This window comes from Glycomyces sp. L485, from assembly GCF_022548875.1.
Lineage (GTDB): Bacteria > Actinomycetota > Actinomycetes > Mycobacteriales > Micromonosporaceae > Glycomyces.
The window spans coordinates 19,234-44,822 of sequence record NZ_JAKZEW010000026.1 but is presented as its reverse complement, the minus strand read 5'-3'; the positions used below and the strand labels follow the sequence as shown (position 1 = coordinate 44,822).

Here is a 25,589-nt window from a genome sequence, read left to right as displayed (position 1 = left end):
CGGGTTCTCGGGGGTGAAGCCGCCGTCGATGACGCCGATGATGACGCCTTCACCGGCGTGCTCACCGCCGCCGAACTCGGTCTCCCAGGAGCCGGCGGAACCTTCGAGTCCAAGGAATTCGGCTGAATTGTCCAACTGGGGCTCGCGCAACCGGTCGGGGACGATCGCGGCGACGCGCTCGTCGCGCGCGAGTTCCCTCGCCTCCGCGGCGGTCAGCTCGACCGCCGCGCCGTTGAAGGCGGTGTCGTATTCGGCGGCCGGTTCGACGCCGGGGACGGCGTCGAGGACGTCGTCGCGGACTTCGGCGAGGTGGTCGCGGTAGTCCTGGACCGCGGCCGAGCCGAAGTCGATGCTCTCGTCTTCGTCCGGGGTGGTGGCCGCGAGCCCTGGAACGTCGCCGTCGTAGACGGCGACCGGTTCGTCGGCGAACTGGACGATGTAGCGGCCGTCCTTGAAGGAGGACGGGGGCACCGAGAGTGCCGGGTCACCGGAGGCCACGGGGATGAAGGCGGTGAGGGCCGTGGCGGCCACGGCCGTGACGCCGAGCGCCGCGATGACGCGCCGCCGAGGACCGGCGGCGCGCCGTGTTCGTGCGGATATCACGGGGGACTTCCTTTCGTGCGGAGGTGGGTTCGCCGCGATTGAACGGCGAGGTGGCGGTCCGCCGCCGGGTTGGTGCCGGCGCCCTGGGAGGAAGACGCGCACGGCGGCGGACACGACTGGGTCGCGACTAGGAGGACTCGCGAGGAGATATGAGTGCGGCCGCCCCGACCGACGGCCGCCCGCCTGCCCGGGCCCGCGCGGGCGACTGCGGCTGGTTCATCAGCCGCCCGCGTCCACAGGGACTGGTGAGCGCGGGACTACGGGTGGACTTGGCGCGGAACGCATGCCAGAGGTTTCCTCTCATGCCGGGAGCCATCCCGATCGGAAGTACTTAAAGCTTCAACCTAGAAGACGATGAATGTCAATCCAAGATGACCCGTATCACGAAAAATCATCACACTACCGGCAAGTAACCCAAATCCAGCGTTTCAGCCTGAAATCGACAACAGCCATATCCGGCCCAAGTCAGGCTCAGTCGAAGCGCCGAGGCCTGCCTCCGCGCGCTGAATCCCTCAGTGGCGCAGCGCGGGCACTCCGGCGGCGACCGCGCCGCCGAGAGGCGTTTCATGCTTCGCAGGAACGGCGGTCGGGCGGCGGAGGGCTCGTCGAGGTGCCGCCTCGCGACGCCGAATCGCTTGCGGTGCAGTCCACTGGATGAAACCGGACCGGCCCGACGGTCGAGAGTGCCCTCCGGTCAGCAGGCAGGTCGACCTACCTCCGGCTACTCTCGACCAGAGTCTTCAAATCTCAGAATATTTGCAGAGACACGCCCAGAATCTTTGTATTGACGGAGCCAGAATCTTGGTACCCTTTTTGATATGAGGAGCAAATACGTGCCGCGTATCGCAGACCAGATCATCGAAGAGATCATGCGGGACTTCCCGGCCCTGCTCGTCGTGGGACCTCGCGCCTGCGGCAAGACCACCACAGCCCGTCGTTTCGCGAAGAGCGTGATCCAGCTGGACCACGAACCGGAAGGCGACGTCGTCCGAGCCGATCCTGACGGAGCGCTGAACGAGCCCCGGCCAGTGCTGCTGGACGAATGGCAGGCGGTTCCTCAGATATTCGGAGCGATCAAGCGGTCGGTGGATCGACGCCCCGGCCCAGGTGCCTACCTCATCACCGGTTCGGTCCGCTCTGATCTCGAGGCAATCGGCTGGCCTCTGACCGGAAGAGCGATCCGGATAGAGATGTACGGGCTCATCCAAAGGGAGATCGAAGGTGCGACCGATCTCGAGCCGCTCTTCGACCGATTGCGCACTGAACCGATGCGCTCCCTGCATCGAACCAGCACCGACCTGGTCCTGAACGACTACCTCGACCTCGCGCTCCGCGGCGGGTTCCCGGACGCGGTTCTCGCCTCTTCCGAGACATCCAGGCGCCGCTGGCTGCGCGCCTACGTCGACCAGGTCGCGACCCGCGACGCCGACTTGATCGATGGTGCCCACGACCCGCTCAAACTCCGCCGATACCTGGAGGTCCTGTGCCTCAGCACGGCAGGAGTCCCCACCGCCAAGAGCCTCTATGATGCCGCCGACGTCAACAGCCGGACCGCGCAGGCATACGATCGCCTGCTGGGCAACCTGCTGCTGGTTGACTCGGTCCCCGCCTGGTGGACCAATCGACTCAAGCGACTCGCCAAGGCTCCCAAGCGGTACATCATCGATCCCGGTGTTGCGGGAGCCATCCTCGGCGTCGACCGGGCCGGGCTGCGCCGAGATGGCGACCTGCTGGGAAGAATGCTCGATACTTTCGTGGCGAGCCAGCTCCGAGCCGAAGCCCGTCTGAGCGAATCAGAGCCGACGCTCTACCACCTGCGAACCAACGACCAGTCCCGCGAGGTCGACTTGCTCGCCGAGTACCGCGACGGCTCGGTGTACGGCTTCGAGATCAAGTCCGCAGGCGGCGTGTCGGCCAAGGACGCCCGGCACCTGGCGTGGTTGCGCGATGAGCTCGGCGGCAAGTTCCTCGGCGGGGCAGTACTCCACACCGGGCCGCGCTCCTATCGGCTGGGCGACCGCCTCGTCGCGGCACCGATTGCGGCCCTTTGGACTCGGCCGAGGGTGAACGGCACCGAAGCCGCAGGATAGGAGGACTCTCGTGAGCACCTACGAAGACTACGAGTTCCTGGCCCTGGACCGGGCAATTACCGCGGAGCTACTTCCGTCTCCATCGGCCGAGCATTTGGCCGATGCCCAGTCCGACTATTATGCCGACGATTCCGAGTCCAAGAGATTGGGCTTCAGCACTCGAAATTTCGTTTTGCATGGCAAAGACAAAGAATACGAAGAATGCCGCAACGGGCACGCACGCGAAAACTGTTCCCCAGAAACGGTTAACGAAAACTGAAGCCAGGCCGAATATCAAACCCGCACCGACTCCGATTATGAGAGTCAAAACAATCCTATCCATTCAGGGGTTGAGGATGGGTTGCTCGAGGAGGGCAGCGCGGAGGGCGTCTGCGGCACTGTGGCCCCAGGCGCGGACGGTCGCGATATAGGTGTGGATGGTGGCCCAGCGCTGCGCGGTCCGCAGGCTCTGCCAGCATCCCGAGATCTTCATTTTCGTTTTCGTATGTCGCAGTGAGCGTTCGGCCCGGTTGTTGGTCGGTTCGACCCCAGTGGCGAAGTGCCTGGTGAACAGCAGGACCTGGCCGCGTTTCTCGTCCAAGCGCCTGGCGAGGCGGCGGGCGTCGGAGTCACCGAGATGATCAGTGAGCGCCCGACCCAAAGCGGCTTGATGGGCGTAGTCGACCTCGATCCGGGCCAGTACCTGCGCATCAAGCGATGTCTTTCCCTCGGCCCGAGCGGCTTTGACGGCGCTGATCGCGTCTCGGAGCACACTCTGGTGCTGGGCCGCCCACGCCCCGACCTCGGAGTGCTCGCCACAGGCCTCGACCACCGACTGCAGCTTCCGCAGCAAGTGCGCGCAGCACAACCGGACCCGGTCGGGGCCTGTCTGCGAGTAGTAGGCCGCGTAGTCATCGCGGACCAGGATGCCGCCGAAGCCCTGCAGCACACCGAGGCCCTTGAGCGCTTCGAGCGACCTGGAGGCCGTCACGGCATACCAGCAGGTCCCATCAGGTGCGGTGAACGTCCACAACCAGGCGGTCTTGCCCGCGACCGAGATCGGGGTCTCGTCGGCGAAGAGTACCGGAGCGTCGATGAGGCGGCGTTTGCCCAAGTGGGTCGGCAACGGGCGTATAGCGGGCGGGTCTCCTCCGGAGCCAAACAAGGAACCCTGCTGGTTCTGCGTTGATGCAGGTCAGCAGGGCTCTGATATTGGTGGCCAGGGCCGGGGTCGAACCGGCGACCTTCCGCTTTTCAGGCGGACGCTCGTACCAACTGAGCTACCTGGCCATGCGTGAGCGCTCTGAACACTTTACAGCACCGGAGGAGGGTCCTCGACACGGTATTGGGGTCAGGGGTGATCCGCGTCTTGATAGCGCTTTCCAACCAGCGGTGACGCCCGTCTCCACACACGGGTACGGTACATGGCACGCAACCCCGAGGAGGATTCCGTGACCCGACTCGCCGCCACGCCCCCGATGGGCTGGAACTCATGGGACGTGTTCGGCACCTCGGTGACCGAGGCCGAGACACGGGCCAACGCCGAGTTCATAGCCGAGCACATGGCCGACCACGGCTGGGAATACGTCGTCGTCGACATCCAGTGGTACGAGCCGAACACCCGCGCGGGCGGCTACAACTCAGGTGCCAGACTCTGCCTCGACGAGTACGGGGTCCCCCAGCCCGCGGCGAACCGCTTCCCCTCCGCGGCCAACGGGGCCGGCTTCAAGCCCCTGGCCGACTACGTCCACTCGCTCGGCCTGAAGTTCGGCGTCCACATCCTGCGCGGCGTCCCCCGCCAGGCCGTCGCGGCCGACACTCCGATCAAGGGCACCGAGTACTCGGCCTCGCAGATCCCCGACCGCGAGCGCGTCTCCTCGTGGATCGACGACAACTGGGGCATCGACCACTCCCACCCGGGCGGACAGGCCTACTACGACTCGCTGGTCCGGCAGTTCGCCGACTGGGGCGTCGACTTCATCAAGGCCGACGACATGATCGCCCCCTACTACGAGGACGAGGTCGCCGCGTTCTGGAACGCGGTGCAGAAGGCCGGGCGCGACATCGTCCTGAGCCTCTCTCCGGGCATGAACCTCTCGGTGGCGCACGCCGACCACCTCAAGGCGCACTCGCACCTGTGGCGGATCTCGGCGGACCTGTGGGACCGGTGGCGCGATGTCGACACCCAGTTCGACCTGCTGCGCGACTGGGCTCCGCATTCGGGGCCGGGGCACTGGCCGGACGCCGACATGCTCCCGCTGGGGCGCATGGGCATCCGCGCCGAGGTGGGCGGGCCGCGGGAGTCGCTGCTGACGCCGGACGAGCAGCGCACCATGCTGACGCTGTGGTGCGTGGCGCGCTCGCCGCTCATGGTCGGCGCCGACCTGCCGAACTCGAGCGCCGAGACGATCGCGCTGCTGACCAACGAGGAGGTGCTCGCCGCGCAGCGCAGCGAGGTCGCTTCCAAAGAGGTGTGGCGGGAGGGCAAGAACGTGGCGTGGGCGTCGGCCGACGGCTCCCATGTGGCGGTGTTCAACCGCGGAGGTGAGACGGCCGAGTTCGGCCTGACGTGGGGAGACCTGGGCGTGGCGAGGCCGAAGACGCTGCGGGACTGCTGGTCTCGGACCGACGTGGAAGTCGGCCCGGAGCTGCGGGCCAAACTCCCGGCGCACGGCTCGGCGCTCTACCGCCTGACCTGATCGCACTTACTCCGAGCGCCCCGGACCGCCGTGCGGCGGTCCGGGGCGCTGTTCGCTACTCGACGACGTCCGGTTCGGTCATCCACTGGACGAGTTGGATCACGACGCCGTTCGGGTCGGCGACCTGGAAGTAGCGCTCGCCCCACTCCTCGGTCTCGATCGGCGTGGTCATCTGCACGCCTTCTTTCAAGAGGCGTTCGTACTCGGCGTCGATGTCGTCGACTGCGAAGACCACCAGCAGGCCGTCGGCGCGGCCTTTGGCGCTCTCGGGTTTGAACGTGGCCAGACCGGTGCGCAGGAACACGACGTTGAAGCCCGCGTCCGGGCGGGAAAGTGAGACGAAACCGTCGGCGGACATGTCCTCGCTGAAGCCGTAGTGGCGCTTCAGGAACTCAGCCGAGGCGGTGGGGTCGGCCACGTTGAGCGAGATGGCGGAGGAGGTGATCTTCATGTTGCGGGCCCCTTGGTTTCGTCGTACGCAGTGCACTGTATGTAGTACATTATATATTGTACGATGTACGGCGTACGATCCGACCGGCTAGAATCAGGACGTGACTTCCGGGACATCCGACGCTCCGAGACCGACCCTCCTCGAACTGCTCTGGAGGCAGGCGCCGACCCGCGCCCGGAGGGGGCCCCGCAAAGGCCTCACCGTCGACGCCGTCGTCAACGCCGCCATAGCGGTAGCCGACGCCGACGGGCTCGAAGCGGTCACCATGCGCCGCGTCGCCGAACCCCTCGGCGTCGCCACGATGACGCTCTACACCTACGTGCCCGGCAAGTCCGAACTGATCGTGCTCATGCTCGACGCCCTCTACGGCGCCATCGAACGCACCGAGCCCGCGGGCCGGGACTGGCGCGAGCGGCTCGCGACCGTCGCCCGCGACAACTTCGCGATGTACCGCGCCCACCCCTGGGCGGCCGCCGCGGCCCAGAACAGGCCGCCCCTCGGACCCGGCCAGTGCGCCAAGTACGAGTACGAACTGCGCACGATGGACGGCACCGGCCTGACCGACGCCCAGAAGGACGACGCCCTCGCCTTCCTCCTCGCCTTCGTGCGCAACGCCGCCGCCGAAGCCGAACGGGAGGCCAGCGCGATGAGCGAGAAGGAGTGGTGGGAGGCCAGCGGGCCCCTGCTGGCGAAGGTCCTCGACCCCGAGCGGTTCCCCACCGCCGCGCGGGTCGGGCAGGCGGCCCTCGGCGCGGCCTTCGACCCCGAGCACGCCTTCGAGTTCGGACTCGATCGCGCCCTCGACGGGCTCGCCGCCCTCATCGGACGGTGAGCCGCTCAGAGCTTCAGCGGCGGGTTCAGGGTGTCGGTCCTCCACTTGCGGCGCGTCGCGACCACCGTGCTCGCCAGCGCCAGTGACGCGAGCAGGTAGGCGCCGAGCACGGCGACCGCCCGCGTCAGGTGCGCGGTCTCGCCGCCGGTGATCGTCACGCGGAGGGCGTCGACCACGTAGGTCATCGGCAGCCACGGGTGGATCGCCTGGAAGAACGCGGGCGTGGTCTCCACCGGGTACAGGCCGCCTGCGCTGGTCAGTTGGAGCATGAGCAGCACGACGATCAGGAGGCTCCCGGCCGCTCCGGCGGCGAGCTTGAACAGGTGCGCCATCGCCGAGAACGCCAGGATCGCCAGGACGCACAGCGCGATCGTCGCCGTCACGTGCTCCGGGTCGAGCCCGAGGGCGACGTCGAGGACGAGGTAGAGGACGAGCGCGCCGGCGACGCCGAGGATCGCGCCGGGCATCCATCCGCCGATCGCGATGAGCGGGGAGCTCAGTGGCCCGGCGAGGGCGCGCGGGTTGGCGGGGCGCAGCAGGAGGTAGGCGACGATGCCGAAGACCCACAGGGCGATCGCGATGGACAGCGGCGCCAGGCCGCGTCCGTAGTTGTCGGCGGGGTTGAGGTTGTTCTCGTCGATGGCGACGGGGCTGCCGTAGACCTCGGCGTTGTCGGCGTTGTCGGTCGGGTCGGTCGGGGGGATTCGGGCTACGGCGCTCGCGAGGCCCTCGCCAAGGCCGGCGGCGCCGTCGTGGAGTTCGCCGAGCCCGTCGGCGAGTTCGCCCGCGCCGGTTTCGGCGCTGGAGGCGCTGGTCGCGACCTCTCGGGCTCCGGTGGCGACGTCGGAGGCACCGGTCTGGAGCGTCGCGAGGTCTTCGGAGGCGTTTTCGAGGGTGTCGGTGGAGGTGGCCTGGACTGAGCCGTTGGCGGTCTGGACGTCGGTGTTGACCTCGTCGGCGCGGTCGAGGTGCTCTTTGAGGGCGGTGCAGGCGGCGGGTTCGCCTTCGTCGTCTTCGCACAGGGCGGTGTAGGCGTCGTCGAGGCCGGTGGCGGCGTCGTTGACGAGGTTGGATCCGGCCGCGGAGCCGGCCTGGATCTGGTCCCAGTTCTCGGCGAGGCCGTCGACGACGGGTTGGGCGACGCCGATGACCTGGTCGACGCCGCTGGAGACCTGGTCGGCGGCGTCCGAGACGTCGTGGGCGTCGTCGGAGAGGTCCGATAGTCCTGAGTGGAGTGTCACGAGGCCGGTCTGGGTGTCGCCGATGCCGTCGGCGAGGTCGACAGCGCCGGTCTCGGCGTCGGCCAGGCCGACGCCGAGTTCGGCGAGGTCGCCGAAGAGGGTCTTGGCGAAGGTGACGTAGACGGCGGTGTCGATCTGGTTCTGCAGTTCGCGTTCGACCGTGGAGGCCATGACGCCGGCGACGTGGCCGTTGGCGTCGTTGAGGTCGACCTTGACCTCGGCCTGGTCGGGGTCGGTGCCGGCGAGGCTGGCGAGCTTGGTCGAGAAGTCCTCGGGGACGGTGATGACCATGTAGTAGTCGCCGTCTTCGAGTCCGTGGCGGGCGGCCGCGGCGTCGGTGAAGCGCCAGTCGAAGATCCGGTCGCCCTTCAGCTGGTCGACGAGCTGCTCGCCGCCGTTGACGTCGGTGCTCTCACCGTTCCGTTCGATGGTCGCGCCGGTGTCCGCGTTGACGACGGCGACGGGCATCTCGTCGAGTGAGCCATACGGGTCCCAGGCGAACCAGAGGTAGAGGCCGCCGTAGACCAGCGGGATGAGGATCATCGCTGCGAGGGCGGCGACGCGGACCGAACGGCCGCGGAAGCGGCGCAGTTCGGCGAGCGCGAGTTTGAACGGGCTCAAATCAGGCCTCCGATTCGGTTGCCCCCACGGCGAAGCCTGCGAGCCGTATGCCCGGCTCTGAGTTCCACGACGGCGTCGGCGGGTGCGTCGTGGCTGGTGCAGGCGGCGATGACGAGTTGGCCGGCGTCGGCGACGGTGCGGAGGGTCTCGAAGACGCGTTCGCCCCCGGTGTAGTTGAGGCCGGTGTCGGCGTCGTCGACGACGATCGCGGGGGTGCGGGAGGCGGCGGCGCAGGCGATGGCGAAGCGGACCTGCTCGATGCGGGGCAGGAATCCGAAAGTGTCGCCGGTGTCGACGGTGACGGCGAGGCGGTCGAGCCAGGCGTGGATGTTCGCGCGCGTCGCGGTCCGGCCGGAGACGGTCACCGTCTCCTTGATGCATTCGGCGACGGTGTGGTACTCGTCGAAGCCGATCGCCGGGGGCGCCTCTGCGACGGTGAAGCGGCGGCGGATCTCCCGGAGCCTCGTCTGGCCTTCGACGGTGAGGGCGCCGCCGGTGAGCGCGAAGCGCCCGGCGAGGGCGAGCAGGAGCGAGGTGCGGCCGTCGCCGCCGTCGCCGGTTACGGCGACGACCTGGCCGAGTTCGGCGCTGACGGAGATCTCGGAGAACACCGGGCCCTGATGGCCGGCGGCCGAGATGCGGTCGGCGACGAGGAACGCCGGCGCGGCGGATTCGGCGCGGCCGAGGAAGACGGTGCGGTCGACCGCCGGTACGTCGTCGTAGCCGCCGGGGATGTAGATCGGCGGCTCGTGCTCGTCAGGCCTCTCGTTCATGCGGACCATCCTCACAGGTCGCCTCGCCCCTTCTGGGCGGATTTCCCGGTTTTCGAACCGACGAGGGATCACTCGTGAGCGACATGTGGCGCCTCCGGGGCGCGCGCGCTGTGACCGGCGGTGCAACGCGAAGGCCCTACAGTTGAAGGCATGTCAGATGAGCAAGCTGTCCGGCAGCCGGTCGCGGCCCGCCGCGACCACCCGCGAACCCACCACGGCGACACCGTCAACGACGACTTCGCCTGGCTCAAGAACCCCGAGGACCCCGAGGTCCTCGCCTACCTGCGCGCCGAGAACGCCCACACCGAGGCGCGGACCGCACACCTGGAGGGCCTGCGCAAGACGATCTTCGGCGAGATCAAAGACCGCACCCAGGAGACCGACCTGTCGGTGCCCGTCCGCAACAAGGGCTGGTGGTACTACGGGCGCACCCAGGAGGGCAAGCAGTACGGCATCCGGTGCCGCCTCGCCGCCGAGAGCGACGTCCCGCCGAGCGTCGAGCCCGGCGTGCCGGTGGCCGGCGAGGAGGTCCTGGTCGACGGCAACGAGCTCGCCGAAGGCCACGACTTCTTCGCCCTCGGCACCTGCGACGTCTCCCCCGACGGGAACCTCCTCGCGTTCGGCGTCAACTACACCGGCGACGAGCGGTTCACGCTGCGCTTCAAGGACCTGCGCACCGGCGAGGTCTTCGCCGACGAGATCGAGGGCGTCTTCTACGGCGGCGCCTGGTCGTCCGACGGCTCGGCGTTCTTCTACACCAAGGTCGACGACGCCTGGCGTCCCTACCAGGTGTGGCGCCACGTCCTCGGCGAGAGCGACGACGTCCTCGTCTACCAGGAGGACGACGAGCGGTTCTGGACCGGCATCGAGCTGACCCGCTCCGAGAAGTACCTCATGATCGTGTGCGGATCGAAGATCACCAGCGAGACCCGCTACCTCGACGCCGCCGACCCCACCGGGGAGTTCGCCCTCTTCGGCGGCGGACGCGAGCAGGGCGTCGAAACGCAGGTCGAACACCAGGGCGACCGGTTCCTCGTGCTGCACAACAAGGGCGCCGAGAACTTCACACTCGGATGGACGCCGGTCGAGGACACCTCGCAGTTCAACGAGATCCTCCCCCACGACCCGGCCGTCAGGCTGGAGGCGGTCGACGCGTTCGCCGACCACGCCGTCGTCTCCATGCGCCGGGCCGGCCTGTCGCAGGTGGCCATCCTGGACGAGCAGGGGCGGCTCACCGAGGTCGCCTTCGACGAGCCGCTGTACGCCGTCGGCCTGGGCGAGAACCCCGACTACGCCTCCCGGGCCCTGCGCCTGGGCTACACGTCGATGGTGACCCCCGCGTCGGTTTACGACTACGACATCGACGCCGCGGCCCTGCACCTGCGCAAGCGCACCCCGGTCCTCGGCGGCTTCGACCCGGCCGACTACCGGCAGTACCGGGAGTGGGCCACCGCCGCCGACGGCACCAAGGTGCCGATCTCGATCGTCGCCCGCGCCGATGTCGAGCCCGACGGGACGGCGCCGTGCCTGCTGTACGGCTACGGCTCCTACGAGCACTCCATCGACCCGTACTTCTCCATCGCGCGCCTCAGCCTGCTCGACCGGGGCGTCGTCTTCGCGATCGCGCACGTGCGCGGCGGCGGCGAGATGGGCCGCCGATGGTACGAGGAGGGCAAGCTCCTCCACAAGAAGAACACGTTCACCGACTTCGTCGACGCCGCGGGCCACATGCTCGAATCCGGCTGGGCCGCACCCGACCGGATCGTCGCGCGCGGCGGCTCGGCCGGCGGCCTGCTCATGGGCGCCGTGGCCAACCTCGCGCCCGAGCGCTTCGCCGGGGTCCTCGCCGACGTCCCGTTCGTGGACGCGCTCAACACGATCCTCGACCCGACGATGCCGCTCACCGTCATCGAATGGGAGGAGTGGGGCAACCCGCTTGAATCGGCCGAGGTGTACGAGTACATGAAGTCGTACTCGCCCTATGAGAACGTCACCGACGTCCGCTACCCGTCGATCCTGGCGGTGACCAGCCTCAACGACACCCGGGTCGGCTTCCACGAACCCGCCAAGTGGGTCGCGCGGCTGCGCGAGCGGAGCCCGGAGTCGGACGTGATGCTCAAGACCGAGATGGAGGCCGGCCACGGCGGCCGCTCGGGCCGCTACGACGCCTGGGAGGAAGAGGCGTTCAACCTGGCCTGGGTGCTCGACCGCCTGGGCGCAGCCGACAAGTAGCGACCGGTCCCCGCGCGGCGGTCAGCCCTCGTAGGGCTCGTCATCCTCGACCGGCACCTCCATGGCCTGCTCGGCGGCGTCGGCGTCGTTCGCCTCCTCGGGAACGGCGCCCTCGCCGCCGCCGGGAGCGTAGGTCTCCGGGTCCTGTTCAGCGTCGTCGTCCTCTGCCGAATCGGCCAGATCGAACTCTGATGCCTCGTCGTAGTCGTCGGCCCGTTCCTGCTGATACTCCATGGCTACTACGGTAGAGGCCGAGGCGCCGCGCGACGAGTGAACCACCAGGTAGCCTGGTTGATGCCTTCACATGCTCGTGGGCAATACTTCATCTTGACGCAATACTTCGATGAGGTCATCAGACAGCGGCGTCTGAGTCACGGCCCCCGGTCGGGGAGCAATCAACGACGTTTCAAAGGAGCAGGCAGCATGCCTATCGCAACACCTGAGGTTTACAACGAGATGCTCGACCGGGCGAAGAAGCATTCCTTCGCCTACCCGGCCATCAACGTCACCTCGACCCAGACGCTGAACGCCGCCCTGGCCGCCTTCGCCGAGGCCGAGTCCGACGGCATCGTCCAGGTCTCCACCGGAGGCGCCCAGTACCTCTCGGGCCCGACCGTCAAGAACATGGTCACCGGCGCCACCGCTCTCGCGGCCGCCGCCCACGAGATCGCCAAGAACTACCCGGTGAACATCGCGCTGCACACCGACCACTGCCCGAAGGACAACCTCGACAAGTTCGTCCGCCCGCTGCTGGCCATCAGCGAGGAGCGCGTCGCCCGCGGCGAGAACCCGCTGTTCCAGTCGCACATGTGGGACGGCTCCGCGGTGCCGCTGAAGGAGAACCTGGAGATCGCCCAGGAGCTGCTGGAGCGCACCGCCAAGGCCAAGATCGTCCTCGAGGTCGAGATCGGCGTCGTCGGCGGCGAGGAGGACGGCGTCTCCGCCGCGATCGACGACAAGCTGTACACCACCGTCGCCGACGCCCGCGCCACCGTCGAGGCCCTCGGCTCCGGTGAGAAGGGCCGCTACATGTCCGCGCTGACCTTCGGCAACGTCCACGGCGTCTACAAGCCCGGCAACGTTCGCCTGCGCCCGGAGATCCTCAAGGAGATCCAGGACGAGATCGGCAAGGAACTCGGCAAGGACAAGCCGTTCGACCTGGTCTTCCACGGCGGTTCGGGCTCGACCGAGCAGGAGATCAGCGACGCGGTCGACCACGGCGTGATCAAGATGAACATCGACACCGACACGCAGTACGCGTTCACCCGCCCGGTCGTCGACCACATGTTCCGCAACTACGACGGCGTGCTCAAGGTCGAGGGCGAGGTCGGCGACAAGAAGGCCTACGACCCGCGCGCCTACGGCAAGCTCGCCGAGGCCGGCATGGCGAAGCGCATCGTCGAGGCCTGCCAGCAGCTGCGCAGCGTCGGCAACAAGATCAAGTAAGCAACCGCCGCAAGGCGAACTGAGGGGCCCGGCCGCTACGCGGCCGGGCCCCTCAGTTCGATTCAGGGCCGGAACGGATTGATCAGGGTGACTCCGGTGCCCTCGAAATCCTTCATGTTGTCAGTAGCGAGCACTGCCCCGTGCAGCCGACAGATCGCGGCGATCATGCCGTCTGCCGCATCCATCGGTCTGCCTGCCTTTTCTCGCGATGCGACGATCATGGCGAATTCGGCACTCGCCGCGAGATCGAAATCCAGAATGCGATCTTCAAACGCCGCCACTACGCCTTGCTCGAGGTACTCGTGAAGCGCGGCGCGTTTGCGTCCCTGCGGAAGCCTCGCGACACCGAATCGCAATTCGGCGATGGCCACCGCAGTAGTGAAGCTCTCCCGTTGCGGAACCTGGTCGAGCCAGCGGACTACGGCCGGCTCGGGTTTGGGTCTGGACGCGTTCGACAGGACATTGGTGTCGAGGACGATCATTCTGGCAGATCCCACTCCGAGAAATCGGCGGCCCTCGCCGGCGAGTTTCGCGATGGGAGCTCGATGCCGTCAAGTCCGCCGTAATCCGCTACGAGCGTACGGAAAAGGTCGCCGAGCGACATGTCGTCTCTGGAGCGCCGCTCCTCGGAGTGCTTGGCTTCGGCGAATATCGCGCGCGCCTCAGCCTCCATCGAGCGGTCATGCTCGGCAGCGCGTACCTTGAGCCAGCGGTACAGCTCAGGGTCGATGCCGCGGATGGACATCGCTCGGGTATCTGCCATCATTACCACCCCCTGAGAATATCGATGCTAGCACTCAAACCGTGGCAGGGCACGCTGGAATCCGGTTCGGGCATCCCATGAGGCGGCGCCGACAACGCTCACTGTTTCGGCTGCATCGGCCGGCGTTGCTCCACGGCAGCCGGGTTCAGGCCTCGTCCCAAGGGGCGGGTGGCCTTCAGCCCGCCGCCCCGTCATCACTCGGGTATTACCTCTTGAACCAGACCGTTGAACCGCCCGGGAGGTCGCGGTTCTCCAGCGGGCTGCTCGCCAGGAGGACCTCGCCCTCATATGCGGCCACGGAGACCGGCTCGTCGCTGAAGTTCACCACGCACACCATCGAGCCGTTGTCGAACGCGAAGGCGTCGTCCCCCGGATCGTCCAGCCAAGTCAGGGCGGTCGCCTTGTGCTGCTTGCGGATCGCGATGGCCTTGCGGTAGAACTCCAGCGTCGATCCTTCGGCGCCGTCCTCGGCCTCGACCGACTTCTCTGCCCAGCCCTCCGGCTGCGGCAGCCAGCCTTCGACGTCGCCGAAGCCCAGGCTCGGGCCCGTGGCCTCCCACGGGATCGGCACCCGGCAGCCGTCGCGGCCGATCTGCTCGCCGCCGGTGCGGAAGAACGTCGGGTCCTCGCGGACCTCCTCGGGCAGGTCCAAGACCTCGTTCAGGCCGAGCTCCTCGCCCTGGTAGACGTAGACGACGCCGGGAAGCGAGAACAGCAGCTGCGTCGCCGCCTTCGCCCGCGCCAGACCCTTCTCACCGTCGCCGTAGCGGGTGACGTGCCGCTGCACGTCATGGTTCGAAAGCACCCACGTGCACGGCGCCCCGACGCCGGCGTTTCCGGCGATCTCGGCGTCGATGGCCTTGCGGAAGTCCGCCGCCTGGAACGGCGCCAGCAGCAAGTCGAAGTTGAACGCCTGGTGCAGCTCGCCGGGCCGCAAGTACAGCGCGCGGCGCGCGGCCGAGTCGACCCAGGCCTCGGCGACGAGGATCCGGTCGCCCTCGTACTCCTCGACGATCGGGCGCCAGGTGCGGTAGATGTCGTGGACGCCGTCCTGGTCGAAGAACGGGGCGCGGGTCGTTCCGATCATCTCGATCGAGCCGTCGGCGCCCGAGTCCGGCAGCCCTTCGGCCTTGACCATGCCGTGGGCGACGTCGATGCGGAAGCCGTCGACGCCGCGGTCGAGCCAGAAGCGCAGGATCGAGGCGAACTCGGCGTGGACCTCCGGGTTGTCCCAGTTCAGGTCGGGCTGCGAGGAGTCGAACAGGTGCAGGTACCACTGCTCGCCGTCGGGCGTCCTCGTCCACGCCGGTCCGCCGAAGATCGACTGCCAGTTGTTCGGCGGGGTCTGTGGCCTGGCCGGGTCGACGTCCCGGAAGTGGTAGCGCGCCCGCTCGGCGCTGCCCGGTCCGGCCGCGAGCGCTGCCCTGAACCACTCGTGCTCCGAGGACGAGTGGTTGGGGACCAGGTCGACGATGAGGCGGATGCCCGCCTCGTGTGAGGCCTCCAGCATCGCGTCGAAGTCCTCGAGTGTGCCGAAGCGCGGGTCGATCGCGCGGTAGTCGGCGACGTCGTAGCCCGCGTCCTTCTGAGGCGAGGCGTAGAACGGCGAGATCCAGATCGCGTCGACGCCGAGCTCGGCGAGGTAGGGGATCCGCGAGCGGATGCCCGCCAGATCGCCCATCCCGTCGCCGTTCGCGTCGGCGAAGGAGCGCGGGTACACCTGGTAGATGACCGCGTCGCGCCACCAGTTGTCGCTCATGAGTGATCCTCTCCTACTGGGGTGCGGCACCGGTGGAGCCGCGTACGACGAGTTCGGGCCGGAACAGGTATTCCGACGACGGCGTGAGCTGCCCGGCGATCTCGTCGAGCAGCGCCCGGGCGGCGGCGGTGGCGATGTCGCGCACCGGCTGCCGCACGGTCGTGAGCGGTGGGTTGGTGTGGGCGATGAGCGGCGAGTCGTCGTAGCCGACGACCGAGAAGTCCCGCGGAACCTGCATGCCGCGCTCCCCGGCGGCGCGGACGGCCCCGAGGGCCATCATGTCGGAACCGCAGACGAGGGCGGTGGCGCCGCGGTCGATGAGGCGGGCGGCGGCCGCGTGGCCGCCTTCCTCGCCGAAGAGGGTGAGTTCGATCAGTTCGGGCCCGACGTGCTGCATGGCCGCGCGGTAGCCGAGGATCTTGCGCTGGACGGGCCAGTAGCGGTCGGAGCCGGAGACGAGGCCGATACGGGTGTGGCCGAGGCCGGCGAGGTGTTCGACGGCGATCCGGGCCGCGACGATGTCGTCGCAGGAGAAGGAGGCCGCCTCGACGCCTTCGGGGTGCCCGGTCACGAACGTCACCGGAAGCCGCTTCTCCTTCAGCTCCTGGTACCGCTCGGTGCCGGCGGTGGTGTCGGCGTTGAGGCCGCAGACGAAGATGATGCCGGCGACGCCGCGCTCGCGCAGCATCTCGACGTACTCGTCCTCGGAGACCCCGCCGGGAGTCTGGGCGCACAGCACGGGCGTGTAGCCGGAGCCGGCGAGGACGTTGGAGATCGTCTGCGCGTACACCGGGAAGATGGGGTTCTCCAGTTCGGGCACGACCAGGCCTATGAGCCCGATGGCGTGCTTGCGAAGGGCCTGCGGCCGTTCGTAGCCCAGAACGTCGAGGGCGGTGAGGACGGCTTGCCGGGTCTGAGCCCCGACGCCGGGCTTGTCATTGAGCACCCGAGACACCGTCGCCTCACTGACCCCGGCCTGTCCGGCGACGTCGGAGAGTCGAAGCCGCATGATGACAGCTTAGCCGATTTGAAAGTCGACAACAATCTGATTGCAAGAGTTTCCCACCTCTGGAACCTCTTGCAAATCACCGATGACCAGGGACTGGTCAGCGGGAGCGGCGCACGGTCCGGGTGCGGGCGGCGCCGATGCCGCGGGCGAGCGCATCGAGCCGGGCCCGCCACGACGGCTGGGCCCCGCAAACCGCTCGACACGGCTGCGGGCCTGCGCAATTCTGGGGCGATGGAATCGAACGACATCTGGGACGCCGAAACGGCCCGCAGCTACGACACCCCCGGCGAGGGCATGTTCGCACCGGAGGTCCTCGGCCCGACCATCGACCGGCTCGCCGGGCTCGCCGAAGGCGGCCGCGCCCTCGAATTCGCGATCGGCACCGGCCGCGTGGGCGTGCCTCTCGCCGAGCGCGGCGTGCCGGTGACCGGGATCGAGCTGTCCCCCGACATGATCGCGCAGCTCCGCACCAAAGTAGACGAATCAGCGCTCCCGGTGCTCGAAGGCGACATGGCCACCGCCCGGGCACCCGGCGGGTTCCACCTGGCCTATCTGGTGTTCAACACCATCGCGAACCTGCTCACCCAGGACCAGCAGGTCGAGTGCTTCCGGAACGCGGCCCGGCACCTCGTCCCGGGCGGACGGTTCGTGATCGAGCTGTGGGTGCCCGAATTGCGCGCGCTCCCTCCGGGCCGCAAGGCGACGGTCGGCGTCGTCGAGGACGGCTACATCCTGCTCGACACCTACGACGTCCTCAACCAGCACGTGGTCTCCCACCACTTCACCTTCGACGAGACCCGGCGGGCCCGCCTCGGCCGCAGCCCGCACCGGTACATCTGGCCGTCCGAACTGGACCTCATGGCCCGGCTCGCCGGCTTCGAGCTCGAATCCCGCCACGCCGACTGGCAGGGTGGCGAGTTCACCGCCGGCTCCCCAAACCACGTGTCGGTGTACCGGCTCCCCTTCGACTAAGGCCTCGTGGGTTGCTCCGTGGAGGTCAGCCCATGACCCGTGTCACGGCCCAGCCTCGTCCACGGCGAAGCCCGCGAGCCGTGCATTGCCAGGGCGCCGCCTTCGGGGCCTAGGACCAGTGGGGTGGGCGCTCATCGAGCAGTTGGATGTCACGCGGGGTGAGCCTGCGTTTCGCGTGCGCCCGGGTCGGGGCCGGGGCCTCGCCCCAGCCCAGGTCGGACTCGTCGGAGGTCTGGTCTGGGAGCACCGCGTAGTCGTCGTCGCCCAGTTCGACGGAGCGGTCGTCATCGGAGACTGCCATGACGACGACTCTACGCCAGCGGGGTGAACGTTCGGCAACCCGAAAACGCCGAAAGGGTGTCCAGCGGACCGGACACCCCTTCGGTGCGTTCGCTATCCGGCTACTCCGACGAGTTCGTACCCGGCCTCGTCGACGGCCTCGCGGACGGAGTCGGTCTGGAGCTCGTCGGCGCTGGTGACGGTGACCTTGCCGCTGTCGACGGCGACGTCGACGTTCTCGACGCCGGGGAGGGCCGAGACCTCCTGGGTGACGGCGCCGGCGCAGTGCCCGCAGGTCATGCCCTTGACGAGGTAAGTGGTCTGCATGTTCACTCCTTGGAAATGGGTACGGGTCAGGTCCTGAGCAGCCTGGCGACCGCGTCAGTGGCCTCCTTGACTTTCCCTTCGGCCTCGGCCGCGTCGCCGTTGACTTGCGCTTCGGCTACGCAGTGCGCGATGTGGCCTTCGAGGAGATTCAGCGCCACGGCCTGCAGCCCCTTGGTCGAGGCCGAGATCTGGGTGAGGATGTCGATGCAGTACTCGTCGTCGTCGACCATCCGCTGGAGACCCCGGATCTGGCCCTCGATGCGGCGCAGCCGACGTTGGATCGCGGTCTTGTCGCCGTGGTACCAGTAGCCGGTGCCGTGCCCGTCGTGGTGACCGTTCGGCGAAGCCTGCGACCCATCGGTCGGCCCAGCCTCGTGGGTCGTCTCGTCGCTTGCCATGGTGTGTACCTCCGTAGTGGCAGTCTATACCCCAAGGGGGTATCTCGGCAACTGGTCGTCATTCCCGCGCAGCGGCCCGTAGTATTCCGTGCCATTCCAAGAGAAATTCTCCACCCGCCCTTGTCATCACCGCCCCTTGGCTCTAACGTGAAGCCGTCGCGTCGGAAACTTCGGCCGCACCCCGCGGTCGCCGTGCGACACCGCCGAATCGCCGAGGCGCCCCCAGCGCCCGCGAACCGGGGAACCAGGGCGATCGGCCCGGCGCCAGCGCCAGAGCCGATCGGGGTGAATCTCGCCTCAGGGCGGGTAGGGCGAACCTTCTTCCCGCCCGAATCCGACAGCTAACCCGGTAGGCGGCAGAAGGAAGGAGCGCATCACTGGTGCGTACCCGGCATCTGGTCGCCGCTTTCGCGGCCGCCGTGCTCGTCCCTGCGTCGGCCACCGTGCTGACCGCCGGCCAGGCCACGGCCGAGCCCTCCCCCGAGGAGGTAAAGGCCGACATCGACGAGCGTCACTCCGATCTCGAACTCGTCATCGAGGACTTCAACGCCAAGAACGAGGAACTCGAGGACGCCGCGGATCTCATCGAGGACATCGAGGCGGAGCTGCCCGATCTCGAGGCGGCCGCCGCCGAGTCCACCGATCGGATCGCCGACATCGCCGCCGCGGCCTACACCGGCGGCGAGTTCGCGATGGTGAACTCGATCCTCGGCGGCGACCCCGACGACTTCACCGACCGGCTCACGTTCCTCCAGAGCCTTTCCGACGCAGAGAACTCGGAACTCCAGGCGCACCTGGACCAGGCCGCCGAGCTCCAGACCCGCAAGGAGGAGCTGGAGGCGCTCCGGGAAGACTCCGACGAGATCCTCGCCGATCTGGAGAAGCAGCAGGAGGAGATCGAGTCGGAGATCGCCGAGCTGGAGATCCTGCTCGAGCAGGTCACCCCCGACCCGCCGCCGGCCACGAACCCGAACTACTCGGGCGACTCCGGCGTGGTCGCGTTCGCCTACGACCAGCTGGGAGACCCCTACGAGTACGGCTCCGACGGCCCCAACACGTGGGACTGCTCGGGCCTGGTCCAGGGCGCCTGGGGCAGCGTGGGCGTCAGCCTGTCGCACAACGTCCAGATGCAGTGGAACGAGACCGCGAGGGTCTCCAAGTCCGAATTGAAGCCGGGCGACATCGTCTTCTACGACGGCTTGGGCCACAACGCCCTCTACATCGGCAACGATGAGATCATCCACGCCCCGCGCACCGGCGACGTGGTGAAGATCGCCAGCCTGTACATCATGGACATCCAGGGCTACGGACGGCCGTAGAGGACCACCGAAAACCCACGAATCCTATAGAATATTTCCTATATTCTATAGGATTCGCAATAGACTCCCCGGCGTCGGCGCGGGCGCTCCGGTTGCTGACCCTGCTGCTGATCCGCAATATGCAAGCGCCGCCGCCGGGGACCACCTCATCCTAGAGAACCCGACAAAGCTGCACAAGCCATCCTCGGAGCACGGTGATTGACCGCGGATGCGGAGACGACCTGCCAGCCTCCGCATCCGCTCTACGCCGCAGGCATGGACCTGGACTCGCGGGCCCGCAGATGAATGCACGCACTTGGAAACGGGAGAGGAGCGCCCGGCTCGGAGAGCGAATCGTCCGATCGGCGCCGCGCCGGCCTCTGGGCCGCTCCTCTAACCTCGATTCGCCTGTGGCCATTGTGGTTTGAGTGGCGGCCATCGCGTTGCCATCTACCAGTAGAGTAGGCGGTTCACTCTCACCCCCAAGGACACTGATGTACCCACCAGACCTCCCACAGGCGCAGGGAATTCGCACGAAGCCCGGCCGCGATTCCGGCTTCGCCGCTCTGGTGCGCGCGGTGGCTCCGTTCCTCGTGTTCACGAGCTTCCTTGCCGTGGCCGTCATGCACGTGGCGGGATATGTACTTTTCAAAGGGGTCTTTGCCGAGTTCCTGGCAGTCGCCTTGATCCTTTTCGGGATCGCCTGCTCATTCGCCTGGATATGGAGCCAGCGGCGTGATCGCGAACCCGTCAACGTCACTTATGGATATCAGGGAGGCCTGGACTTCTCGAGTAAGGCATTCCGGCGCAGGGCGTTCCGGGTGAACATGATGATCGTCCTGGGAAACTGCGCAGTCGTCGGGCTCGTCGTCGGCACCGTCGGCGATGATCCGGAATGGCGGGATCTGGTCTCCGGGGACACGACGATCTCGGCAATCGAGATAGTGGAAGTGGGCCACGTCACCAAGAAGCAGAACAAAGGCCCCAGGCGCTACATCTACGAGTTCTCCGGAAACATTCCGACGGAGGACGGGCCATATTTCATCGAGTCCCGAGTCTCAGGCGAAAAGGACCCTCGGGTGCACGATAGGAACGACCTCATCTACGCGCTGTACGACCCTTCGGACTTGGAGAAGGGATACGTCATCGGGGATGACGCGACCTCCCTCGAGACGGCGCGCAGATTCCCGATTCACCCCTTGAACGGCCTGGCCGCATATGTATTCGTCGTCCTCTTCACGATGTTGGTCTGTCAAGACCGGACGGCAAGGTCGAAGGCGCGATACCTGCGCACGCCTCCGTACAGTCCCTGGTTTGGGAGGATCGGACCTCGCGACGCCGTATGGAAGCTGACGACTCTGGTCGTTGGCTTGGTCGGTGCCGTCGTGTACGAGCTCTGCTACTTCAGGGTCACCCCGGACCTTCCCTACGGGCCCGAGCAGGTGCTCAGTGTCAACTCGACCAATGCCTGTCTCTATATGCTGGCGGTGTTGCTCTTCTCGACAATCCTCGGCCTCCGCATCGGCAGCTGGGCTGACGGCAATTGGTTTCCGATCGGCCCGCACACGCCTGCCGCCCAACCAGACCGCAAGGGACGCTTAGCCTCGATTCGTCTGTGTCGTGTGTGGCTTGAGCGTCGGCCCGGGCCGCGGTGTCGTTGCAGTGGACGCCAGGCGGTCTCGCGTACCTGGTGGGCGGCCACGTCTGCGCACCAGGCGGCGAGCGAGTGGTGTCCCCAGGTGCCCTTGAACGTCCCGGCCACGCCTTCTTTGCGGGAGATGCAGGTGATGATCGTGGCGTACATGTCGACCACGATCCATCCGGTGGGCGTCTTGCCCGCCACGCAGATCCAGGGGAACCCCTGCTCAGCGGTGTTCAGCAGCGTCCATACGCGGAAACGGACCCGCGCCCGGCACCGGGCCAGACGCCGATGGGCCTGGTAACTGAGGCTAATGCACGATCGGCAGCTGCTGCGTCGAGTCCATGTCGGAGGGCCCGCGCTGCCGGTTGATCGGAATCGGACCGACCTCGAACGAGGACTTCACATCCTCGTCGCCGGAGACCATGCCGAGCTGGCGGCGCAGATCCCCCAGGTTCGAACCGACGCTGTCGCGCTGGCGCTGCAGCGTCTCGACCTCCTCGGCGAGCGGCTGGACGCGCTCAGCGGCCTGCTCGATCGCGCTGCGGCGCAGCCGCGCCACCTCGGCCTCCGCCTCGGACTTGATCACCCGGGCCCGTTCGCTCGACCGCTGCAGCGTGTCCTTCGCCTGCCGGTCGGCCTCCTCGCACCGCTCGATCGCCCGGTTCTCGGCAGTGCGGCACCGCTCCTCGGCGAGCGCGAGCCGCTCCTCGGCCTCCGCGACGATGCGCTGGGCCATCGCAATGGCCTGCTGGTGCCGGTCGACCTCCTCCTTCTGAGCCCGCTCTCGGCTGTCCGCCTCGGCCAGGGTGAGATCCTGAGTGCGCTTCTTGCGGTGCTCGACCGCCTCGGCTATAAGCCGCTGGGCCGCCGTGCGCTGCTCGTCGGCCTCACGCGAGGCGATGGCCTTGACCTCGGTGACCTCCCGCTCGGCGGTGGCGCGCAGGACCGCGATCTCCCGGTCGGCAGCGGAACGCCGCTTCTCGGCCTCGGCCCGGGCCTGCCCTTGGACCGTCTGGGCCTCGCGCTTCGCGTCGGTGCATGCCAGATCATGGGTGCGGAGCGAGTTCTCCCGCAGCTCGGTCGTCTCGTTGACGGCGCGGGCGCGGATCTCCACGATGTCCTGCTCGGTGGCGGCGGTGGTCGCGGCGGCCTCGACGTGGGCCGAGCGCACCATCGACTCGGCGTCGCTGCGGGCCTCGGTGACCATGACCGCGGTCTGGCGCTTGGCGTCTTCACGCTGGACGGCGGCGTCCTTCTCGGCGGCGCGCAGGATCCTCTCGACGCGGGTGCCGAGCCCGGCGAGGGTCGGCTGCTCCTGCTCGGCTATCTGCGAGGCTCGGTCGCTGACGTTCCGCTCCAAGGCGGCGATGCGTTCCTCGGCTCTGCGCAGTCGGCCCTCGGCGGCTTCCAGGACGGTTTGGGCATCGGCGAACTGTTTCTCGCTCGTCTTGATGTTCCGGTACAGCCGGGTGGCGAACTCGTCGACCTGGTGGCGGTCGTAACCGCGCATGCAGACGGCGAATTCGGGCCCGGATTCCTCGAAGAATTTCGACATGGTCTTCCAGAGTTGACGTGATCACAGGAAACGGTTGATGAATCATGATCACGCCTCCTATGGCCGAAATCGGCGACGAACACGCCCGTCAGGCGTGTCGCCCCGATTCCGTCCAGCAATAGAAAGGCCAGGTGGCAGCTGTGTTCGGATCGTTAAGCCGTGTCGGTCTCATCCTCGAAGTCGCCCATGATCTCCTCCAGGAGGTCTTCCATGGCGATCAGCCCGGTGACCTGGCGGGTCGGGCCGGTCACGAGCGCGAGCTGGGCGCGCTGGCGCCGCATGAGCGCCACCGCGCCCGACACGGTCGTGTCGGCGGCGACCAGGAGCGGCGCTGCGGACAGCTCGGTGACCGCCCGGTCCGGCGCGGACTGGACGGCCTCGCGCACATGCATCAGGCCGACCGGCCGCGACTCGGTGTCGACGACGACCAAGCGCGAGCGCCCGGTCCGGCGCGAGCGGTCCTCTGCGTCGACGGCGTTCGCTTCGGCTTCGATCGTGACCACTTCGGACCAGGGGACGGCGACCTCGCCGACCGGGCGGCGCTGCACCTCGATGGCGTGCGCGAGGATCCGGTGCTCCGGTTCGCGCAGCAGCCCGGCCTCGGCCGAAGACCGCAGCAGGTACCGCAGCTCCTCGGGCGAATGCGCCTGCGCCTTCTCGTCCGCCGGCTCGACCTTGAACATCCGCAAGATCACGTTGGCGCCGTGGTTGAGCCCGAGCAGGATCGGCTTCGTCAGCACCACGAACCCGGTGAACGGCCAGATCATCGCCATCGCCGAGGACTCGGGATGGCTGATCGCCCACGACTTCGGCATCATCTCGCCGACCACCATGTGCAGGAACACGACGATGAGCAGCGCGATCGTGAACGCGATCGGGTGTGAGGCCGCTCCGAGGCCGACCGCCTCGAGCGGCACCTCGATGGTGTGCGCCAGCGCCGGCTCGGCGAGCGCGCCGAGGCCGACGGTGCAGGCCGTGATGCCCAGCTGCGCTCCGGCGAGCATGAGCGACAGGTTCTTGGTGCCCCTGAGCGCGGCGCGGGCCGCGCGGGAGCCGTCCTGTTCGAGCCGGTGCTGCCTCGAGGCGACGAGCGCGAACTCAGCGGCCACGAAGAACGCGTTGGCGCCCAGGAGGATCACGGAGATCAGCAGTGCGGGACCGGTGCTCATCGGACCTCCTCCGCGGCGGGGACCTCTTGCGGCTGCAGCTCGATCGCCTGTGGCACATGGCGGGTGCAGGAGACGACGACCATCCGCACCTGCCGGGGCGTTCCGTCGGTGTCGGCGGCGGCCACCTCCACGGCGTCGCCGGGGTGCGCGATGCGCCCAAGCTCGGCCATGACCAGGCCCGAGATGGTCTCGTAGTGCTCGCCTTCGGGCAGGTCGATGCCGGTGGCGTCGGCGACCTCGTCGATGCGCCAGCGCCCGGGGATGAGCCAGGCGCCGCCGGTGAGCGAGACCGGGACGGCCTCGAAGCGGTCCTGCTCGTCGCGGATCTCCCCGACGAGCTCCTCGGCGATGTCCTCAAGCGTGACGATGCCGGCGAAGCCGCCGAACTCGTCGACGACGCACGCGAGCTGCCGGTGCTCGATGCGCATCTGCTCCAGCAGGGTCGGCAGCGGCAGGGAGGCCGGCACGAGCAGGGCGCGGTCGGCGATGTCGCTGACCGGGACGCGTTCGCGCTCCTCGCGGGGCACCCCGATGAGCTGCCCGATGCCGACCACTCCGCGCAGGTCGTCGACGTCGTCGCCGACGACCGGGAAGCGCGAGTGGCCGCCGGCGAGCGCCTCGACGGCGTCGGCGACGGTGGCGTCGGCCGGGAGGGTGTGGACGTTGACGCGCGGGGTCATGGCCTGCTCGGCGACGATCTCGGAGAAGTCCAGGCCGCGGTCGAGCAGTTCGGACAGGCCGCGGTCGAGCGCGCCTTCGTCGCGGGAGACGTCGATGATGCGGTGCAGGTCCTCGGGGGTCGCGTTGTGGTCGAGCTCTTCGACGGCGTGGATGCCGAGGAGTTTCAGCAGCTTGATCGACGCGGTGTCGAAGAAGCGGATGAGCGGCCCGGCCACTGTCATGTAGACGTGCGTGGGAGTGGCCAGCGCGAGGGCGAGCGCCTCGGTGCGGGCGATCGCGAGGTTCTTGGGTCCGAGCTCGCCGATGATCATCTGGACGACGTTGACGATCAGGAATGCGAAGCCGACGCCGATCGTGATGGACAATCCGGCGGGGACGCCGGCGACGCCGAGCAGGTCGGCGAGGCCTTGGCCGAGGTACGGCTCGGCGAAGAAGCCGACGAACAGTGCGGTGACGGTGATGCCGAGTTGGGCGCCCGAGAGGGCGAACGAGAGCCGCGAGCAGATGTGCAGAGCGCGGCGGGCGCGTTGGGCACGCCGTCCGGACGATGCGGCGACGATGTCTTCGAGCCGGGAGCGGTCGACGGCGGTGTAGGCGAATTCGAGGGCCACGCAGAAGCCGGTGGCGGCCGTGACGGCCAGGGTGATGGCGAGACCGAGTGCTATGAGCACCGCTCACGCTCCCCGGGGAGCCCCAGAGAATGGGGCCCGATATCGGCGGAGGGCGAGCTCTTGGGCCGTCTTCGTTTACGTCTTTCTCGTGGCATTGGA

General features: G+C 68.0%; 24 protein-coding genes, 1 tRNA gene, 1 pseudogene and 1 riboswitch. Of the genes and pseudogenes, 9 read left to right on the top strand and 17 right to left on the bottom strand.

Annotation, left to right across the window (positions count from 1 at the left end; genetic code table 11):
• A partial coding sequence (locus L0U85_RS13590) for a S8 family serine peptidase (protein WP_241378301.1) occupies positions 1-603 on the bottom strand: 603 nt, incomplete at its 3' end.
• 818 nt (positions 604-1,421) lie between these two features.
• Between L0U85_RS13590 and L0U85_RS13585 the strand changes: the two genes are divergently transcribed.
• Entirely contained in the window at positions 1,422-2,693 is a 1,272-nt protein-coding gene (locus L0U85_RS13585; RefSeq protein ID WP_241378300.1) for a DUF4143 domain-containing protein, read from the top strand.
• Between the two features lie 10 nt (positions 2,694-2,703).
• Positions 2,704-2,952 (top strand): hypothetical protein, encoded by a 249-nt coding sequence (locus tag L0U85_RS13580; protein WP_241378299.1) that lies wholly within the window; start codon positions 2,704-2,706, stop codon positions 2,950-2,952.
• A 63-nt stretch (positions 2,953-3,015) separates the two neighbouring features.
• On the opposite strand, the gene L0U85_RS13575 is transcribed toward L0U85_RS13580, so the two are convergent.
• Entirely contained in the window at positions 3,016-3,798 is a 783-nt protein-coding gene (locus L0U85_RS13575) for a transposase (protein WP_241378298.1), read from the bottom strand.
• A gap of 87 nt (positions 3,799-3,885) precedes the next feature.
• Positions 3,886-3,962: transfer RNA gene (locus L0U85_RS13570), tRNA-Phe, on the bottom strand.
• A gap of 161 nt (positions 3,963-4,123) precedes the next feature.
• On the opposite strand from L0U85_RS13570, the gene L0U85_RS13565 reads away from it, so the two are divergent.
• Complete coding sequence (locus L0U85_RS13565; RefSeq protein WP_241378297.1) at positions 4,124-5,371, top strand: glycoside hydrolase family 27 protein; 1,248 nt, start codon at positions 4,124-4,126, stop codon at positions 5,369-5,371.
• 55 nt (positions 5,372-5,426) lie between these two features.
• Here L0U85_RS13565 and L0U85_RS13560 read toward each other — a convergent pair whose 3' ends face one another.
• A complete protein-coding gene (locus L0U85_RS13560) occupies positions 5,427-5,822 on the bottom strand; it encodes a VOC family protein (protein WP_241378296.1) in 396 nt (131 codons plus the stop codon).
• Between the two features lie 100 nt (positions 5,823-5,922).
• Here L0U85_RS13560 and L0U85_RS13555 point away from each other — a divergent pair.
• Positions 5,923-6,651, top strand: a pseudogene (locus L0U85_RS13555) (TetR/AcrR family transcriptional regulator C-terminal domain-containing protein); the annotation flags it as partial.
• An 8-nt stretch (positions 6,652-6,659) separates the two neighbouring features.
• Here L0U85_RS13555 and L0U85_RS13550 read toward each other — a convergent pair.
• Positions 6,660-8,516, bottom strand: coding sequence for a YhgE/Pip domain-containing protein (locus L0U85_RS13550; protein WP_241378294.1), 1,857 nt, complete (start codon positions 8,514-8,516; stop codon positions 6,660-6,662).
• On the bottom strand, positions 8,513-9,289 hold the full coding sequence (locus L0U85_RS13545) for an ABC transporter ATP-binding protein (RefSeq protein WP_241378293.1): 777 nt from the start codon (positions 9,287-9,289) through the stop codon (positions 8,513-8,515). The genes L0U85_RS13550 and L0U85_RS13545 overlap by 4 nt, the downstream gene beginning before the upstream one ends.
• A gap of 150 nt (positions 9,290-9,439) precedes the next feature.
• Here L0U85_RS13545 and L0U85_RS13540 point away from each other — a divergent pair, with 150 nt between their 5' ends.
• On the top strand, positions 9,440-11,521 hold the full coding sequence (locus L0U85_RS13540) for a S9 family peptidase (protein ID WP_241378292.1): 2,082 nt from the start codon (positions 9,440-9,442) through the stop codon (positions 11,519-11,521).
• 21 nt (positions 11,522-11,542) lie between these two features.
• Here L0U85_RS13540 and L0U85_RS13535 read toward each other — a convergent pair whose 3' ends face one another.
• Positions 11,543-11,755, bottom strand: coding sequence for a hypothetical protein (locus tag L0U85_RS13535; protein WP_241378291.1), 213 nt, complete (start codon positions 11,753-11,755; stop codon positions 11,543-11,545).
• A 189-nt stretch (positions 11,756-11,944) separates the two neighbouring features.
• On the opposite strand from L0U85_RS13535, the gene fbaA reads away from it, so the two are divergent.
• Positions 11,945-12,967 carry a class II fructose-bisphosphate aldolase gene (gene fbaA, locus L0U85_RS13530; protein ID WP_241378290.1) on the top strand — a complete coding sequence of 341 codons (1,023 nt, stop codon included), beginning with the start codon at positions 11,945-11,947 and terminating at the stop codon, positions 12,965-12,967.
• 62 nt (positions 12,968-13,029) lie between these two features.
• Here fbaA and L0U85_RS13525 read toward each other — a convergent pair whose 3' ends face one another.
• The 4 genes from L0U85_RS13525 to L0U85_RS13510 all read right to left on the bottom strand — a co-directional run bounded on the left by L0U85_RS13525 (position 13,030) and on the right by L0U85_RS13510 (position 16,498).
• Positions 13,030-13,449, bottom strand: coding sequence for a type II toxin-antitoxin system VapC family toxin (locus tag L0U85_RS13525; RefSeq protein WP_241378289.1), 420 nt, complete (start codon positions 13,447-13,449; stop codon positions 13,030-13,032).
• Positions 13,446-13,712, bottom strand: a complete 267-nt coding sequence (locus L0U85_RS13520; RefSeq protein WP_241378288.1) for a hypothetical protein — start codon at positions 13,710-13,712, stop codon at positions 13,446-13,448. The genes L0U85_RS13525 and L0U85_RS13520 overlap by 4 nt, the downstream gene beginning before the upstream one ends.
• 223 nt (positions 13,713-13,935) lie before the next feature.
• Entirely contained in the window at positions 13,936-15,489 is a 1,554-nt protein-coding gene (locus L0U85_RS13515) for a glycoside hydrolase family 13 protein (protein ID WP_241378287.1), read from the bottom strand.
• Positions 15,490-15,502: 13 nt separating this feature from the next.
• Positions 15,503-16,498, bottom strand: a complete 996-nt coding sequence (locus tag L0U85_RS13510) for a LacI family DNA-binding transcriptional regulator (protein WP_241378286.1) — start codon at positions 16,496-16,498, stop codon at positions 15,503-15,505.
• Between the two features lie 231 nt (positions 16,499-16,729).
• On the opposite strand from L0U85_RS13510, the gene L0U85_RS13505 reads away from it, so the two are divergent.
• Positions 16,730-17,470, top strand: a complete 741-nt coding sequence (locus L0U85_RS13505; protein ID WP_241378285.1) for a class I SAM-dependent methyltransferase — start codon at positions 16,730-16,732, stop codon at positions 17,468-17,470.
• Positions 17,471-17,579: 109 nt separating this feature from the next.
• Here the strand turns inward: L0U85_RS13505 and L0U85_RS13500 are convergent, their stop codons facing one another.
• From L0U85_RS13500 to L0U85_RS13490, 3 genes are all read right to left on the bottom strand, one after another.
• The gene (locus tag L0U85_RS13500; RefSeq protein WP_241378284.1) at positions 17,580-17,771 is read right to left on the bottom strand and encodes a hypothetical protein; all 192 of its coding nucleotides are present in this window, start codon (positions 17,769-17,771) and stop codon (positions 17,580-17,582) included.
• A 92-nt stretch (positions 17,772-17,863) separates the two neighbouring features.
• Positions 17,864-18,076, bottom strand: a complete 213-nt coding sequence (locus L0U85_RS13495) for a cation transporter (RefSeq protein WP_241378283.1) — start codon at positions 18,074-18,076, stop codon at positions 17,864-17,866.
• A gap of 26 nt (positions 18,077-18,102) precedes the next feature.
• Positions 18,103-18,474 carry a metal-sensitive transcriptional regulator gene (locus L0U85_RS13490; protein WP_241378282.1) on the bottom strand — a complete coding sequence of 124 codons (372 nt, stop codon included), beginning with the start codon at positions 18,472-18,474 and terminating at the stop codon, positions 18,103-18,105.
• 191 nt (positions 18,475-18,665) lie between these two features.
• Positions 18,666-18,846, top strand: a riboswitch (cyclic di-AMP (ydaO/yuaA leader).
• Between the two features lie 8 nt (positions 18,847-18,854).
• On the opposite strand from L0U85_RS13490, the gene L0U85_RS13485 reads away from it, so the two are divergent.
• Entirely contained in the window at positions 18,855-19,793 is a 939-nt protein-coding gene (locus L0U85_RS13485; protein ID WP_241378281.1) for an NlpC/P60 family protein, read from the top strand.
• Positions 19,794-20,266: 473 nt separating this feature from the next.
• Entirely contained in the window at positions 20,267-21,715 is a 1,449-nt protein-coding gene (locus L0U85_RS13480) for a hypothetical protein (RefSeq protein ID WP_241378280.1), read from the top strand.
• 6 nt (positions 21,716-21,721) lie between these two features.
• Here the strand turns inward: L0U85_RS13480 and L0U85_RS13475 are convergent, their stop codons facing one another.
• The 3 genes from L0U85_RS13475 to L0U85_RS13465 all read right to left on the bottom strand — a co-directional run bounded on the left by L0U85_RS13475 (position 21,722) and on the right by L0U85_RS13465 (position 25,490).
• Positions 21,722-22,969 carry a hypothetical protein gene (locus L0U85_RS13475; protein ID WP_241378279.1) on the bottom strand — a complete coding sequence of 416 codons (1,248 nt, stop codon included), beginning with the start codon at positions 22,967-22,969 and terminating at the stop codon, positions 21,722-21,724.
• Between the two features lie 152 nt (positions 22,970-23,121).
• Positions 23,122-24,138, bottom strand: a complete 1,017-nt coding sequence (locus tag L0U85_RS13470; RefSeq protein ID WP_241378278.1) for a hemolysin family protein — start codon at positions 24,136-24,138, stop codon at positions 23,122-23,124.
• Complete coding sequence (locus tag L0U85_RS13465) at positions 24,135-25,490, bottom strand: hemolysin family protein (protein WP_241378277.1); 1,356 nt, start codon at positions 25,488-25,490, stop codon at positions 24,135-24,137. Before L0U85_RS13465 ends, L0U85_RS13470 begins: the two co-directional genes overlap by 4 nt.
• Between the last annotated feature and the right edge of the window lie 99 nt (positions 25,491-25,589).

Excerpts from the sequence above, each read along its gene's own strand:
- L0U85_RS13585 (WP_241378300.1), top strand. The coding sequence starts at position 1,422 with ATGAGGAGCAAATACGTGCCGCGTATCGCAGACCAGATCATCGAAGAG.
- L0U85_RS13560 (WP_241378296.1), bottom strand. The coding sequence starts at position 5,822 with ATGAAGATCACCTCCTCCGCCATCTCGCTCAACGTGGCCGACCCCACC.
- L0U85_RS13545 (WP_241378293.1), bottom strand. The coding sequence starts at position 9,289 with ATGAACGAGAGGCCTGACGAGCACGAGCCGCCGATCTACATCCCCGGC.
- L0U85_RS13540 (WP_241378292.1), top strand. The coding sequence starts at position 9,440 with ATGTCAGATGAGCAAGCTGTCCGGCAGCCGGTCGCGGCCCGCCGCGAC.
- L0U85_RS13535 (WP_241378291.1), bottom strand. The coding sequence starts at position 11,755 with ATGGAGTATCAGCAGGAACGGGCCGACGACTACGACGAGGCATCAGAG.
- fbaA (WP_241378290.1), top strand. The coding sequence starts at position 11,945 with ATGCCTATCGCAACACCTGAGGTTTACAACGAGATGCTCGACCGGGCG.
- L0U85_RS13525 (WP_241378289.1), bottom strand. The coding sequence starts at position 13,449 with ATGATCGTCCTCGACACCAATGTCCTGTCGAACGCGTCCAGACCCAAA.
- L0U85_RS13520 (WP_241378288.1), bottom strand. The coding sequence starts at position 13,712 with ATGTCCATCCGCGGCATCGACCCTGAGCTGTACCGCTGGCTCAAGGTA.
- L0U85_RS13515 (WP_241378287.1), bottom strand. The coding sequence starts at position 15,489 with ATGAGCGACAACTGGTGGCGCGACGCGGTCATCTACCAGGTGTACCCG.
- L0U85_RS13510 (WP_241378286.1), bottom strand. The coding sequence starts at position 16,498 with ATGCGGCTTCGACTCTCCGACGTCGCCGGACAGGCCGGGGTCAGTGAG.
- L0U85_RS13505 (WP_241378285.1), top strand. The coding sequence starts at position 16,730 with ATGGAATCGAACGACATCTGGGACGCCGAAACGGCCCGCAGCTACGAC.
- L0U85_RS13500 (WP_241378284.1), bottom strand. The coding sequence starts at position 17,771 with ATGGCAGTCTCCGATGACGACCGCTCCGTCGAACTGGGCGACGACGAC.
- L0U85_RS13495 (WP_241378283.1), bottom strand. The coding sequence starts at position 18,076 with ATGCAGACCACTTACCTCGTCAAGGGCATGACCTGCGGGCACTGCGCC.
- L0U85_RS13490 (WP_241378282.1), bottom strand. The coding sequence starts at position 18,474 with ATGGCAAGCGACGAGACGACCCACGAGGCTGGGCCGACCGATGGGTCG.
- L0U85_RS13480 (WP_241378280.1), top strand. The coding sequence starts at position 20,267 with ATGTACCCACCAGACCTCCCACAGGCGCAGGGAATTCGCACGAAGCCC.
- L0U85_RS13475 (WP_241378279.1), bottom strand. The coding sequence starts at position 22,969 with ATGTCGAAATTCTTCGAGGAATCCGGGCCCGAATTCGCCGTCTGCATG.
- L0U85_RS13470 (WP_241378278.1), bottom strand. The coding sequence starts at position 24,138 with ATGAGCACCGGTCCCGCACTGCTGATCTCCGTGATCCTCCTGGGCGCC.